This is a genomic window from Rhizobium sp. CF142 (genome assembly GCF_000281145.1).
Lineage (GTDB): Bacteria > Pseudomonadota > Alphaproteobacteria > Rhizobiales > Rhizobiaceae > Rhizobium.
Genome location: NZ_AJWE01000052.1, coordinates 12,096 through 26,034, shown reverse-complemented (window position 1 = coordinate 26,034; position 13,939 = coordinate 12,096). Strand labels below are relative to the sequence as shown.

Annotated in this window: 14 protein-coding genes and 1 riboswitch; of the genes, 6 read left to right on the top strand and 8 right to left on the bottom strand. The window is 61.2% G+C overall.

Features of this window, described 5'->3' with window-relative positions; genetic code table 11:
- Positions 1-63 precede the first annotated feature (63 nt).
- Entirely contained in the window at positions 64-1,095 is a 1,032-nt protein-coding gene (locus PMI11_RS13440; RefSeq protein WP_007817777.1) for a sensor domain-containing diguanylate cyclase, read from the bottom strand.
- Positions 1,096-1,268: 173 nt separating this feature from the next.
- Positions 1,269-1,349, top strand: a riboswitch (ZMP/ZTP riboswitch).
- Positions 1,350-1,369: 20 nt separating this feature from the next.
- Here PMI11_RS13440 and PMI11_RS13435 point away from each other — a divergent pair.
- Positions 1,370-2,686 (top strand): bifunctional folylpolyglutamate synthase/dihydrofolate synthase, encoded by a 1,317-nt coding sequence (locus PMI11_RS13435; RefSeq protein WP_037071286.1) that lies wholly within the window; start codon positions 1,370-1,372, stop codon positions 2,684-2,686.
- A gap of 60 nt (positions 2,687-2,746) precedes the next feature.
- Positions 2,747-3,874, top strand: a complete 1,128-nt coding sequence (locus PMI11_RS13430) for an ATP-dependent DNA helicase (protein ID WP_007817773.1) — start codon at positions 2,747-2,749, stop codon at positions 3,872-3,874.
- 68 nt (positions 3,875-3,942) lie between these two features.
- On the opposite strand, the gene PMI11_RS13425 is transcribed toward PMI11_RS13430, so the two are convergent.
- Positions 3,943-4,635, bottom strand: coding sequence for a MerR family transcriptional regulator (locus tag PMI11_RS13425; protein WP_007817771.1), 693 nt, complete (start codon positions 4,633-4,635; stop codon positions 3,943-3,945).
- Positions 4,636-5,082: 447 nt separating this feature from the next.
- On the opposite strand from PMI11_RS13425, the gene PMI11_RS13420 reads away from it, so the two are divergent.
- Positions 5,083-5,835, top strand: a complete 753-nt coding sequence (locus PMI11_RS13420; RefSeq protein WP_007817769.1) for a pyridoxine 5'-phosphate synthase — start codon at positions 5,083-5,085, stop codon at positions 5,833-5,835.
- Between the two features lie 49 nt (positions 5,836-5,884).
- Here PMI11_RS13420 and PMI11_RS13415 read toward each other — a convergent pair whose 3' ends face one another.
- Positions 5,885-6,772, bottom strand: a complete 888-nt coding sequence (locus PMI11_RS13415) for an SDR family oxidoreductase (RefSeq protein WP_007817767.1) — start codon at positions 6,770-6,772, stop codon at positions 5,885-5,887.
- 118 nt (positions 6,773-6,890) lie between these two features.
- Here PMI11_RS13415 and PMI11_RS13410 point away from each other — a divergent pair, with 118 nt between their 5' ends.
- Entirely contained in the window at positions 6,891-7,334 is a 444-nt protein-coding gene (locus PMI11_RS13410; RefSeq protein ID WP_007817765.1) for a winged helix-turn-helix transcriptional regulator, read from the top strand.
- Between the two features lie 41 nt (positions 7,335-7,375).
- Here PMI11_RS13410 and PMI11_RS13405 read toward each other — a convergent pair whose 3' ends face one another.
- The 4 genes from PMI11_RS13405 to PMI11_RS13390 all read right to left on the bottom strand — a co-directional run bounded on the left by PMI11_RS13405 (position 7,376) and on the right by PMI11_RS13390 (position 11,062).
- Complete coding sequence (locus tag PMI11_RS13405) at positions 7,376-8,584, bottom strand: MFS transporter (protein WP_007817763.1); 1,209 nt, start codon at positions 8,582-8,584, stop codon at positions 7,376-7,378.
- 91 nt (positions 8,585-8,675) lie between these two features.
- Complete coding sequence (locus PMI11_RS13400) at positions 8,676-9,299, bottom strand: TetR/AcrR family transcriptional regulator (RefSeq protein ID WP_007817761.1); 624 nt, start codon at positions 9,297-9,299, stop codon at positions 8,676-8,678.
- 60 nt (positions 9,300-9,359) lie between these two features.
- Positions 9,360-10,277: a bifunctional helix-turn-helix transcriptional regulator/GNAT family N-acetyltransferase gene (locus PMI11_RS13395; RefSeq protein ID WP_007817760.1), complete on the bottom strand. Its 918-nt coding sequence runs from the start codon at positions 10,275-10,277 to the stop codon at positions 9,360-9,362.
- A 62-nt stretch (positions 10,278-10,339) separates the two neighbouring features.
- Positions 10,340-11,062, bottom strand: coding sequence for an aspartate/glutamate racemase family protein (locus tag PMI11_RS13390; protein ID WP_007817758.1), 723 nt, complete (start codon positions 11,060-11,062; stop codon positions 10,340-10,342).
- Between the two features lie 149 nt (positions 11,063-11,211).
- On the opposite strand from PMI11_RS13390, the gene PMI11_RS13385 reads away from it, so the two are divergent.
- The gene (locus PMI11_RS13385; protein ID WP_007817757.1) at positions 11,212-11,676 is read left to right on the top strand and encodes an Lrp/AsnC family transcriptional regulator; all 465 of its coding nucleotides are present in this window, start codon (positions 11,212-11,214) and stop codon (positions 11,674-11,676) included.
- A gap of 9 nt (positions 11,677-11,685) precedes the next feature.
- Here PMI11_RS13385 and PMI11_RS13380 read toward each other — a convergent pair whose 3' ends face one another.
- The gene (locus tag PMI11_RS13380) at positions 11,686-12,660 is read right to left on the bottom strand and encodes an aminoglycoside phosphotransferase family protein (RefSeq protein ID WP_244430568.1); all 975 of its coding nucleotides are present in this window, start codon (positions 12,658-12,660) and stop codon (positions 11,686-11,688) included.
- On the opposite strand from PMI11_RS13380, the gene PMI11_RS13375 reads away from it, so the two are divergent.
- Positions 12,649-13,914 carry an NAD(P)/FAD-dependent oxidoreductase gene (locus PMI11_RS13375; protein WP_007817753.1) on the top strand — a complete coding sequence of 422 codons (1,266 nt, stop codon included), beginning with the start codon at positions 12,649-12,651 and terminating at the stop codon, positions 13,912-13,914. The genes PMI11_RS13380 and PMI11_RS13375 overlap by 12 nt on opposite strands.
- The last annotated feature ends 25 nt before the right edge of the window (positions 13,915-13,939 follow it).

Sequence of the window (13,939 nt, the reverse complement as noted above, 5' to 3'; positions counted from 1 at the left end):
CCTTGCGTTACCGGAGATGAGACACGGAAGGTGTCCGTTTTATTCCCGTTTGTTTTTCAAACGTCAGTTCGGATTGAAAACCACATAGCAGTCCCGTCCCGCAGCCTTGGCGCTATAGAGGGCGCCATCGACGTTGCGCAGCAGTTCGCGGCGGCGGCGGCCGCCTTGCGGGGCGAGCGCGGCACCGATGCTCAGGCGGGCGCGGATGATGTTGCCCTCAATGGTGAAGGGGCTACGGAAGGCCGAGAGCAGGCGCTCGGAGACGGAGACCAGCGCTTCGGTGTTTGGCGGGTTCGGTACGAAGACCGCAAATTCGTCGCCGCCCATGCGCACGACGATGTCGCCGGAGCGGATGACCGAACGGATGCGATTTGCCGCCTCCCGCAGCACCTCGTCACCAATATGGTGGCCGAGCGTATCGTTGATCGATTTGAAGCCGTCCATGTCGAGATAGAGGGCGCCAAAGGTGTGGCCGGAGGCAAGGGCTGATTCCAGCGCGCGGTCGACAATGGCATCGAGTGCGGCGCGGTTGAGGAAACCGGTCAGCGGATCGGTCATGGCCGCAGTGCGCAGACTGCTTTCGGCAAGGCCCATGACGAAATTCGCCTTCTGCAGCCGCAGAAGCGCGCTCGCGACACGGGCGAAACGGCGAAGATTGGAGGCCTCTTTTTCGGTGAAGAGGCGCGGCTTCTGATCGAGAATGCAGAAGGCGCCGATGACCAGGTCGTTTTCCAGTTCCAGCGGCGCGCCGGCATAAAAACGGAAATGCGGCGGGCCCGTCACATAGGGCGCGGCATTGAGCTCCGCATCCTGTTCCAGATCGGGAACGACAACCATGTCGTTGGCAAAGACGACACGGGTGCAGAAGGAAAGGTCGCGCGGGCATTCCGAAAGCTGCAAGCCCGCTTCGCCGGCAATGCGCAGCCAGTCCTCGTCGACGATGTTGACGGCGGCATAGGGCATTGCGAATGCATTCTTGGCGAGCTCGGCAAGTGCTGCAAGCTCCGGCGTCGGGCTGCTGCTGATGGCACTCAGCGAGCGCACGGCAAGCAGTCTCTGCGGTTCGTTGACTGGAATTCGGACAGTCTGTCCCATTCGAATCTCCGCCTCTTTGTCACAGACAGGAACTAAAGTGGCGTTCTTGCCAATCTCCGCAAGAGCTAAAATTCACCAGCGTTAACTGGCAGTTGCCGCAGGCGGCGTCGCGGCGGAGCCGTGCTGATGACGCTTGCGAGGCTAGGCAGGGCAACGGAAAGGTTCTAGTGTCGGCCCGCCTGCGTGACTGGCGAGACAGATGGAGAACCATCGGGAAGCGCAGGTTTCCGATGCCGCTCGCCTGGGCACCAAAATAAATCCTGTAACGTGTGCCATGCCCATGCAGATAGAAAATCCCCGCCTTATCGAAGCCCTTTCGCAACTTGATCAGCTTACAAACTGGGAACAGCGTCCGCGCGGTGAAATGCGCGTCGGACTGGAGCCGATCCTCGATCTCTCCGCCCGTCTCGGCGATCCGCACCGCGCCTTCCGCTCGATCCATGTGGCGGGTACCAAGGGCAAGAGTTCGACTTCGGCGCTGCTGGAAGCAAGCTTGCGCCATGCCGGCATTTCCGTCGGGCGTTATGCCTCGCCGCATGTGGAGCATATTTCCGAGCGCATCAGCGTGAACGGCTGGCCGGTCGAGGAGGGCGTGCTCGCCGAGGCGCTGTTCCTGGCGCTCGATGCGCTGCGAGCCGCAAGGGCGGAAGCGACTGCGGCCGAGACCGCGACATGGTTCGACATGCTGACAGTGGCGGCATTTCTGATCTTTCGGGATGCCGGCATCGCGTGGGCCGTGGTCGAGACCGGCCTCGGCGGGCGGCTGGATTCGACCAATATCGTCAATAGCGACGTTTCCATCATCACCAACATCGGCCTCGAACATACGGAAATCCTCGGCAAGACGCGGGCGGCCATCGCCTTCGAAAAGGCCGGTATCATCAAGCCGCATTCGACCGTCGTGACGCCGCTTGAAGCGGATGATGAAGCGGGTGCCGTTATCGCCAGGCGCGCAGTGGAGATCAAGGCGCGGCTTACCCGGCCGGATCTGTCCAAGGCATCGACAATCGCTTCCCGCAATGTCGCCGTTGCCGGGGCGGCGCTCGATGTGCTCGGCGAGCTTGGTGTGACGGCTCGCGAGGGCGAGGCTGTGGGCGCGTGGCTGATCGACGCGCAAGCCGAGCGAGATTCGCATCTGCCGGGACGGCTGGAGCGCTTCGTCGTGCCCGCTGAGGGCAAGGCTGTGGCCGTCATGCTCGACGGGGCGCATGTACCCTTCAATCTCGAAGCGGTGCTCGACGATCTCTCCGGCATGGAAGGATTTTCCGGACCGGGCATCGCGGTCGTTGCGATTGCGGCGGACAAGGATGCGGCAGGGCTTCTCGACGTGATGAAGCGCTACGGCGTTTCGCCGATCTTCACCTCGGTTTCAAACCGCTTCCGATCGCCCGCCGAATTGCAGATGCTTGCCGGCGCGATCGGCCTTGCGAGCGAGGTGATCGAAGATCCGCAGGCAGCTTATGAGAGGGCGCTGGAACGGGCGGCTGAAGTGGATGCCTGGGTGATCCTGACCGGATCGCTCTATCTTGCCGGGCTCTTGCGCCAGCATGTGATGGAGCAGGAGATGAAGTCGCTGAGCGGGCGCCGCTAATGTCGTCTCAAGGGGAATTTCGCCTTGCCTATGCGAGGCGAATCCTGCCAAGTCGCTTCCATGCAATTCGCCCCTCAACAGGATGAAGCCCTGAAGGCCGTTTCGAACTGGCTGAAGGAGGGCAGGTCTCCGCTCTTCCGGCTGTTCGGTTATGCCGGAACGGGCAAGACGACGCTTGCCAAGCATTTTGCCGAGCATGTGGATGGCGACGTACTGTTTGCCGCCTTCACCGGCAAGGCGGCGCAGGTGTTGCGCTCGCGCGGGGCGTCGAATGCCAAGACCATTCATTCGCTGATCTACCGGCCGCGCGGCGAGGAAGAGGTGGAGGACGAGGAAACCGGCAAGACCTCGATCGCGCCGATGTTTTCCATCAACCGCCAGAGCCCGGTCGCCAAGGCGGCACTGATCATCGTCGACGAATGCTCGATGGTGGACGAAGCGCTCGGCAAGGACCTGATGAGCTTCGGCACGCCGATCCTCGTGCTTGGCGATCCCGGCCAGCTGCCGCCGGTCACGGGCGGCGGCTTCTTCACCAATCAGGAGCCGGATTATTTGTTGACCGATATCCACCGGCAGGCGCGCGACAATCCGATCATCAAGCTCGCCATGCAGGTGCGTGAGGGCAACGAGATCATGTATGGCGACTACGGCAAGGCGCAGGTGATCTCGAAGAACGAGGTGACGCAGCCGCTCGTCATGGATGCCGACCAGGTGCTTGTCGGCACAAACAAGACGCGGCGGCGCTATAACCAGCGCCTGCGGGAACTCAAGGGTTTTACGACCGAACATCCGCAGACCGGCGACAAGCTGGTCTGCCTGCGCAACGACCCGGCAAAGGGCTTGCTCAACGGCTCGCTCTGGCAGGTCATGACCTCATCCAAGGAGACGACGAAGCCCGGCATCAACCTGCTGGTCCGCCCCGAAGATGACGATATGGATCGTGGGGCTGCGAAGATCAAGCTTCTGAAGCAAGCCTTCGAGAATGTGGAAGGCGAGATCCCCTGGAATACACGCAAGCGCTATGACGAGTTCGACTACGGCTATGCGCTGACGGTGCACAAGGCGCAGGGTTCGCAGTGGAACAATGTCGTATTGTTCGACGAAAGCTGGGCCTTTCGCGATACGCGCGAGCGCTGGCTTTACACCGCGATTACGCGCGCAGCAGAGACGCTGACAATCGTTCGCTAAGATTGGCGTCCGCTGGAAACTGGCGTTTGTGCTCCTGCAGGGATGCGGTGGCGGCCGCTGCCAAGTGATCAGGCCTGCACGATGCCGAGGAGAACCGCCTTGGCGATCGCCTGAAAGCGGTTGTTGGCTTGGAATTTCATGATGATGTCGGCTTCCAGCGCGCGCGTTTCCTCATGCCTGAGGTCGAGGGCGCGGGCGATGCGCTGCGTCGAATATCCTTCAGCCATCAGCTCCAGGCATTGGCGCTCCTGATCGGTCAGGCTTGCCGGATCCCTGTTGTCGTTGATCGGCGGCAGGTCGAGGCTGCTGTCGTAATCGAGAAGGTCGCTTACCTGCTGCAGCTGCCGGTGCAAAGTCGACATTTCGGCCGTCAGCTCTCGCTTGCGTTGGGAGAGGGCCTCGCGGAAGATCGACTCGGCCTCTTCCTGGGAGGCCGCGCTGCGCAACACGTCCATCAATTCCTGGATGACGGCGATCGGCATGCCGGTTTCGCGGCAGACGGTGATGACCGCCATGCGCATGACATCATCCTGATCGTAAACGCGCATCAGGCCGATGCGGTTTGCGGAAATCAGGCCCTTCTCTTCGTAGAAATGCAGTGTCCTGTGCGTGACGCCGAATGCGTTCGCCATGTCGGCGATCGGAACGGGACCTTGTGGGATATCCGGCGGCAAAGCGGCCGAAGGCAGGAACCGGTATTTCGACCGGGCCTCCGAAGCGATACCGGCGGCAGCAAACAAACGTTTGGAACCGTCTGGCATGAACCCTCCTGGGGCAGATAGTTGCACCTCATGCGGCTTTGCCAGTTGCTTCCGGAGCGCGGCGAGCGGGGTTTTCCTCTAGCGTTCTTATCGTTGGAAGAAGCAGTACTCGGCGTACTTACTCGTTACGTGGCGCCCACTTTATGCTCGGACGGGTTCTTTTGTAAGTGCTAAAAATAACCGTTTTTAAATGGGATAGCAATGTTGCGGCATCTCAATCCGCCTCTTGCTTGGTATGTGGTAAAATAAAACCACACGGTTCGTCGTCGCTGACGAATGATCTTCGAAGGGAACGGGAATTACTGTTTTCGGTACGCCCCTGACGTCGATCGTCATGGTGCGCGCGACTATCAAGGACAGGCATGAATGCATGTGCGAATCTCATTGGCGTTCGCGGACGGCTTGCCTTAAAAGCAGGACCAGTCGCCATCCCAGACGGATATTGCCATGCCCGCCAAACTCTCCGTGAACCTCAATGCCATCGCCATGCTGCGCAACCGGCGCGATCTGCCCTGGCCAAGCGTGGAAGGGCTCGGTCGCATCGCGCTTGCCGCTGGTGCCTCAGGGCTGACCGTGCATCCGCGGCCGGACCAGCGGCATATCCGCTTTTCCGATCTGCCCGTGATCCGCAATCTGATCGACGATGAGTTTCCGGAAGCCGAATTCAATATCGAGGGCTATCCGACCGAGGAATTCCTGGAGCTTTGTGCCAAGGCCCAGCCGGAGCAGGTGACGCTGGTGCCTGATGATCCCTCGCAGGCGACCTCCGATCACGGCTGGGATTTCCGCAAGCATCAGGCGTTCCTCACCGATGTCGTGGCGCGGCTGAAGAAGATGGGATTCCGTGTTTCGCTGTTTGCTGACGGCGATGGCGACGCGGAGGCGGTGAAGGCTGCGAAAGCGACGGGCGCCGACCGGATCGAGCTTTACACCGGCCCCTATGGCGGCTGCTACGATGCGCCTGAAAGGGCGGGGCCGATCCTCGAAGGGCTTGGCAAGACGGCGGATGCCGCGCTGGCGCTCGGCCTTGCCGTCAATGGCGGCCATGACCTGACGGTGGAAAATCTTCCCGCTCTCGTAAAGCGCATTCCGGCTCTCGCCGAGGTTTCGATCGGTCACGGGCTGACGGCCGATGCGCTGGAATATGGCATGGCGGAAACGGTACGCCGCTTCTGCCGGGCCTGCGGCCAGAAAATCTGACAAAAAGGGCCCGCCCTTGGTGAATGCAAGGGCGGGCCTTTAGGCCGGCTCAGGCGGTGAGAGCGGCCTTGTTGGCGACGAAGTAGTCCTTCAGCGACTGCGGCTCTCTGCCGGTCAGTTTTGTGAAATCGTCGGTGACGATGTCGAACTTGCCGGCGCGGATATTGGCGTCGGCCGAAACCAGCATGTCGGCGACGAAGCCCGGCAGGCCGGCACCACGGATGCCCTGGCCGAGCTGTTCGTCGGTGACACCAATGACTTCCAGCGGCTTGCCGGTGGCTTCGGTGGCGATTGCGGCGATTTCCTTTGAAGTCAGCGACTGCTTGCCGGTCAGCGTGTAGGTGGCGCTGGCGGAGACGCCTGATGCGAGGACCGAAGCGATGGCGAGCGCGCAGTCATCACGCGAAATGGTGGCAATCTTGCCGTCGCCTGCCGAGGTGAACCATTTTCCAGCCTGCAGATTGTGCGGCATGCTGTGCATGTAGTTGTCGTGATACCAGGCGTCACGCACGATCGTGTAGGGGATGCCGCTTTCCTTGATGGTGTTTTCGGTGCCGAGGTGGTCCGGCGCGAAGGTGACGAGCGAATCATCAGGGGCGGGCATCGAGGTGTAGGTGATGTGCTTCACCTTGGCCTTCACGGCAGCGGCGACGGCAGCCTTATGCTGGATCAGGCGCTTGCCGGGCGTGTCGAGGGCGTCCGTGCTGATGATGAGCAGGCGGTCGACGCCGGCAAAGGCAGCTTCGAGGCTGGCGGCATCATCGAAATCCGCCTTGCGGGTAACGACACCTTTGGCGGCGAGGGTGGCGAGCTTTTCCGGGCTGCGGGTCGCGGCGATGATGCTGGCCGGGGCGACCTTGTAGCTTTCGATCAGGTGATGGACGACAAGCTGGCCGAGCTGGCCTGCAGCGCCGGTGACGAGAATGGTTTCGCTCATAGTATCCTCTAGTGGTTGACAGGTAGTCTCAAAAAGAGAGTAGCACTAGAATAGGAATTGACCCGGGACTGTAAAGAAGGCAGTTTTTCGGGAGTTCGTTACCAAAAGGGAACCATCTATGGCCGGAACAGTCGTCAGTCTGAAAGCCAGAGAGCGCCAATCAAAAGGACCGGCCGATGGGCCGGGAGGTGCGCGGCGCGAGATCGATCTTGCCAGCCTGGATTTCACCAATTGCCCGGTTCGAGATGTGTTGCAGCAGATCGGTGGCAAATGGTCGACGCTCATTCTCGAAGCGCTTGCCAAGCAGCCCTATCGTTTCGGCGAGTTGCGCCGGATGATCCCCGATATTTCCCAACGCATGCTGACCCAGTCGCTGCGCGACCTGCAGCGGGATGGCTATATCGAACGGGAGGTTTTTCCGACGAAGCCGCCGAGTGTGGAGTACCGGATGACCGAACTTGGGCGGTCGCTCTATACGGCGCTGTCGCAGTTGTTGAACTGGGCGGAGGCGAACCATGATGAGGTTCGCGCCGCGCGGCTGCGTTTCGACACAGAAGAATGAGAGGGCGGATCAGGCGGACGAGCCGCCCGATCCTGACTTGATTACTTCTCGCGGCCTTCCGTCAGGAAGAACAGGAAGGCGAGTGCCGGGAAGCAGAAGCCGATCCAGGCAGCCATCGTCCAGCCGCCGGTTGCGTAAGCCCAGCCACCAAGTGCGGAGCCGATGGCGCCGCCGGTGAAGAAGGTCGCCATGAACAGGCCGTTCAGACGGCCGCGATGTTCCGGGCTCAACCCATAGATCGCTCGCTGGCCGCAGACGAGGTTGGTCGTCACACCGAAATCCAGGAGGATCGCCGCAGCTGTCAGCAGAACCAGTGCCGTCAGCGAGCCGTCGGTTGCGAAATGGCTGATGAGGAATGAGCCCATGCCAAGCAGCATGGCAAGCGTGGAGGCGACCTTGGTCATGCCGCGGTCGGCCAGGCGGCCGGCGATCGGCGAGGCGATGGCGCCGGCGGCACCAGCGAGCGCAAAAAGGGCGATGCCGCTCTGCGATATGCCGAAAGCGGGGCTTGCAAGCAGCAACGGCGCTGTCGTCCAGAACAGGCTGAAGGCGCCGAACATGCCGGCCTGATAGAGGGCGCGGCGCTGCAGCACGCGCGAGTTCACTGCCAGATGACCCATGGAGGCCAGCAGCTCACCATAACGCAGCTTCGTGTGGGGGACGCGGACCGGCAGGTTGGCGCGTAATACGATGCCGAGTGCGATCATGACGGCGGCGGTGACGTAATAGACCATATGCCAGGACGAGGCTTCCGCGACGAGGCTCGCAAAGGGGCGGGCGAGCATGATGCCACAGAGCAGGCCGCTCATGACATTGCCGACGACCTGGCCGCGTGTCGCATCCGGCGCCATGCTGGCGGCGAAGGGAACGAGGACCTGTGCTGCGACCGAGGCGAGGCCGATACAGAGCGATGCCGTCAGGAACATGCCTGGCGTGGAGGAAAAGGCCGCGCCGATGAGGGCAAGTGCAGAGCCGACAGTCAGCGTCAGGATGAGACGGCGATTTTCAAACAGGTCGGCAAGCGGCACCAGGAGCAGCAGGCCGAGGCCGTAGCCGATCTGCGTCAGCGTGACGATCAAGCCGGTTGCGGCAGGCGAGAAGCCGAGATCGGCGCTGATCAGGCCCGCCAGCGGCTGGCCGTAATAGAGGTTGGCGGCGACGAAACCGCAGGAAGCTGCAAAAAGGAAGGTTAGCCAGGGGGATAGGGCGCGGGGCATGGCCGCATCCGGCGTGGTGGCTGAAACGCTCATCAGAAACTCCAATAGGCAATGATTGGGAGGATTGAATGCAATTTAATCGTCTGCCGCCACCCGATCCTTGAACGGATGCCGGTTTGGGTCGTCAAGTCACGAGCCGCATCGCGGCCTCTGCCGCAGCCATCATCTCTTTCTCGCCGCGTCCCGTCCTCCCGATGACGCGCAGGCCCTTGGTCAGGCAGAGAAAGGTGAGGGCCGTGGCATCAGCATCCACGGTTGGCGGAATGGTGCCATCGGCATGGCCGATGCGGATAAGATCGGCCATCAGCTTTTCGTCAGCGGAAAAGGCCGCGGCCACATGCTCCGCAGCTTCCTCGTCGAGCAGCGAAATGTCGTTTGCGCCGCCGACGACGAGACAGCCCTTGAGGCCAGCTTCGCCATGGGAAAGCTCGGCGTAATACATGACCATCTCGAAGACCTTTTCGCGGCCGGTCTTTACGGATGCGATTTTCGTCTCCAGCCGGCCGCGGCCGAGCTGACGATAGCGCTTGAAGGCGGCAAGGAAGATGCCGCGCTTGTCCTTGAAAGCCTTGTAGATGCTGCCTGAGGCAAGGCCCATGGCTTCGGTCAGTTCGCTGATGGAGGCGGCGTGATAGCCGCGCTCGGAGAAGACGCGCAGCGCAGCATCGAGGGCTGCGTCCATATCGAACTCGCGCGGGCGGCCGCGGCTGCGGGTTTTCGGGTCAGATGTCAGGGTGTCAACGGTCATGCCGACTAATTAGGGAATGGCCATTTCCAAATCAAGTAAAATTTCTGCGACGCAGCAAAATCAGAGATCGAGCACCCAGGTCTGGCCATTGGCCTCAGGACCGAACATGCGGTGTTTCTCCTCGGAGACAAGCCGGAAACCGGCCTTTTGATAGATGGCGCGGGCGGTGTGGAGGAAGTCGTTGGTCCAGAGCGAGATCTGCCGGTATCGCTTACGGCGCGAGAAGGCGATGCACTCATCGACAAGCCGTTTGCCGAGGCCGAGACCGCGCGCGGCCTTGTCGACGTAGAGCAGGCGGAGCTTCGCAATGCCGTCGCCGCCATTGGTGATCAGCACGGAGCCGAGATTGATGCCGCCGCGCTCGGCGATCCAGCAATATTCCATCTCGGGGTCGAAATTGGCGAGGAATTTTCCGGCGACATCGGCGACCAGCCCTTCGAAGCGCAGATCCCAGCCATATTCCTCGGCATAAAAGCGTCCCTGGCTCTGGACAATCCAGCCGATATCGCCGGCGCGATGCGGACGGATGATGGCGGCAGCCGGTTTTGCCTGCGGGTCGAGGATCGCGCGGATCGTCCGCATGGCGGCAACGGCCGCCTGCGGCTCGCCATCGGCAAGCGTGCCGAAGCGGGCGGCGATCTGGGCATTCGAGCGGCGGCCAAGCTCCTCGAACTGGGTGCGTCCCTTGCCGGTGACAGTAAGGATCTGGCTGCGCTGGTCGGCGGGATCGGGCGTCGCCTCGACGAAGTCTTCTTCGCGGAAGCGTTTGAGAATGCGGCTGAGATAGGCGGGGTCGAGCTGCAGGTCGCGGGCGAGAGCGCCGGCATTGACGCCATCATGGGCGCCGATCTCGAAGAGCACGCGCGCATCCGTCAGCGTGAAGGGCGTGTCGAGATAGGCCTTGTTCAGCAGGCCGAGGAAGTTCGTGTAGAAGCGATTGAATTCGCGGGCGGATTCGATGAGGGAAAGGTCGGTCATGGCAGGGTCTCCTGATGGAAACCCTGCTGCTTTTATTTGACTGAGTCAACTAAATTGAAGGCTCAGGCTGCGTCTTCTTCTTCGTTTGCGATTTCTCCCTCGAGCGCGAAATCGACGGCGGCGCGGGCATGGATTGCCGTCGTGTCGAATCCAGCAAGGGGAAGGTGATCCGGGTTGAGGATCAGGCAGATTTCCGTGCAGCCGAGGATGATGCTGTCGGCACCATTGGCGCGGGCGCGTTCGATCACCGCCATCAGCTTCTGGCGAGAACTGTCGAGCACCTTGCCGGCGCAGAGCTCGTTGAAGATGATGTCGTGGACGGTGGTGCGGTCGGCGGCTTCGGGCACCATGATGTCGAGGCCGAGGCCCTTCATGCGGTCGGTATAGAAGCCGTGCTCCATCGTGTAGCGCGTGGCAAGCAGCAGCGGGCGCTTACAGCCGGCTTCGTGGATCGTCTTGGCGGTCTCGTCGATGATATGGATCAGCGGCACGGAGATGTGCGAAGAGACCTCGGGTGCGATCAGATGCATGGTGTTGGTGCAGATCAGCACGCAATGGGCGCCGGCAATCTGCAGGCGCAGTGCGATATCGCCGAGGCGCGAGGCAGCCATATCCCAGGCGCCGGCCTTCTGCAGGGCAACGATCTCCTCGAAATTCACCGAATGCAAAGTGAGCTCGGCAGAGGCCAGGCCGCCCAGGCGCTCGCGCACCATTTCGTTGATGAGACGGTAATAGACCGCAGAACTTTCGAAGCTCATGCCGCCGATCAGGCCGATGTTTTTCATGGATTCTCGCTCCCTATGGTGTTTTCGAATACGGGAATGATGCAGCATATCAGGCGCGATGTGTTTGCATTGTTTGTGCTTTTGCATCGATATGTGCTAAGGTTTTGCGGAATTTCTCAGTTTCTTGCAAAATTTCAGCGCGGGCCATCATGATTGACGATCGCGACAGGCGGATTCTCGATATCCTGCAGGACGATGCAGGCATCTCCGTGACCGACCTTGCAGAGCGCGTGGCTCTGTCGGTCTCGGCCTGTTCGCGGCGCATCCAGCGGCTGGAGGAGAGCGGCTACATCGCGCGTCGCATCGTCGTGCTGGATCGCGAGCGGATGGGTGTGCCCACCACGCTCTTTGCGCTCATCAAAACGGCGCATCATTCCGACGAATGGACGGAGGCCTTCCGCCGCGCGATCAGCGATATCCCCGAGATCGTCGAAGCGCACCGGCTGACCGGCAATTACGATTACATTCTGAAGATCGTGCTGCCGCGCGTCGAACATTACGATGTCATCTACAAGCGAATCGTGCGGCGGATCGAGCTTTTTGATGTGTCGGCATCGATCTCCATGGAGCTTTTGAAGAGCGGTACGGCGATACCCGTTAGCTACGCCAATTGAGCGAGCGACCTAGAGCAAGGCCGCTTCCAACGCTGATCGGTTGCGGAGCATCCAGGATGCGCTCCTTGTGCGCCACGCTATAGCCCATAGGGGTTCTGGGTCTTTTGTCTCCGGCGTGACGCGAGCCTCTTTCGCCTGCTCGGCAGCATCGTAAACAGCAAATGTGAGCAGTTTGTCAAAAAAGCCATCTCGCTGCGCTTTCGAAAAGCCATAACCGTCGAGCAAATAGCGAACCTGCCGTGCTCTCGCTCTCGCCGAGCCAAGGTTCATTCTTTCCGCTATATCGTCATCGAAAAGCTGGGCGTTCAACCAGCAGGCTTGCGCCAGTTCGATGTCTATTCCGACCGGTCCGGCAACCTCCCAATCGATTAGGGCGATTGGCGAGTTGGAGCGAGAGACAATGTTCCAAGAGCCGGTGTCGCAGTGACCAATGACACGCGGACCGGTTCCGAGTTCGCGGCCAAACCACCCGCGCCAGATCGTATTGTCTGGAACCTTGAACGAAGACGTCGCCTCGTGGAGTTGCCGGAGCATATTTCCGAGACGCGGCATGGCCTCATCACTCCAGGGCCCCGGATGGACAAACTCTCCCTCGATAAACGAGACGGTTTCGCGACCCCGCTCGTCAAACCCCGTGCCGACGACACGGGGACATGCGGCGAAGCCCACCTGGGCAAGATGTCTCAGCAGCGAAATAGTGGTCGGGGACCAGGGGCCGCTCTGGCGATAAACGACACAGTCCTGCCGAGACACTTCGGTGCGCCCGCCGCCAGTTAAAATGATTTCCTCGTCCATGCCCGGAATGTATGCGTAAAACGGTTTTGATGACAATGAGGATGGCACGGGCGTGAAGGGCCTATCTGCAACGAACAAAGCCGATCGGGATGCAGGGGAGATATGCCGAAACAGCGGTTGAATACTTCCGGCGAAAGGCGACATTTGCCGCAGCAGAATGACAAAAAGGGGTAGGTCATGAGCGAACATCACGTCGTCGTTGTCGGCGGCGGTTTCGGCGGGCTGCAGCTCGTCAATGGATTGAAGGGCGCGGGCGCGAAGATCACGCTCATAGACCGGCGCAACCACCATCTCTTCCAGCCTCTGCTTTATCAGGTGGCAACAACCATCCTATCCACTTCAGAGATCGCCTGGCCGATCCGCCATCTCTATGCCGACCGGCCCGAGGTGACCACGCTGCTCGGCGAGGTCAACGGCGTCGATCCCAAGGCAAAGAGCGTCTCTTTACGCAGCGGCATGGTGCTGAATTACGATACGCTGGTGCTGGCGACTGGTGCTACCCACGCTTATTTCGGCCACGACGAATGGGAGCCTGTCGCTCCGGGCCTGAAGACGCTGGAGGATGCGACGACGATCCGCCGTCGTGTGCTGCTCGCCTTCGAGCGGGCGGAAGTGGAAAGCGATCCGGCGGTGCGCGACGCGTTTTTGACCTTCTCCATCGTCGGGGCTGGCCCGACGGGCTGCGAGCTTGCCGGCATCATTGCCGAGTTGGCGCATTTCACGCTGCCCAAGGAATTCCGCAACATCGATACGCGCAAGACCCGCGTCGTGCTGATCGAGGCAGGGCCGCGTGTGCTGCCGGCCTTTGCCGAGGATCTCTCGGCCTATGCGCAAAAGGCACTGGAGAAGCTCGGCGTCGAGGTGCTGACGGGAACGCCGGTGACGCAATGCACGGCTGATGGCGTGACCGTCGGCGAAAATTTCATTCCGAGCCGCACCATCGTCTGGGCCGCCGGCGTGCAGGCCTCGCATGCGGCGCGCTGGCTGGGCGTGCCGGCCGACCGGGCGGGGCGCACCATCGTCGAAAAGGACCTGACGGCGCCGGGCCTGCCCGATGTCTTCGTGATTGGCGATACGGCTTCTGTGATGCGTGAGGATGGCAAACCGGTGCCGGGCATTGCGCCGGCGGCCAAGCAGCAGGGCGGCTATGTCGCGAAGGTCATCCGCGCGCGGCTATCCGGCAAGCCGGCGCCGGGACCGTTCAAATATTGGCATCAGGGAAGTCTGGCGACGATCGGCAAGAGCGCGGCGATCATCGATTTCGGCCGTTTCAAGCTCAAGGGCTGGCTTGCCTGGTGGATTTGGGGCCTTGCCCACATCTACTTCCTGATCGGCACGCGCTCGCGCTTCACCGTCGCCTGGAACTGGTTCTGGATCTATATGACCGGCCAGCACAGCGCCCGTCTGATCACCCAGCGCGAGACCATGCGCGACGACGGGTAGAAGCGAACAGACGATAAAGAAAAAG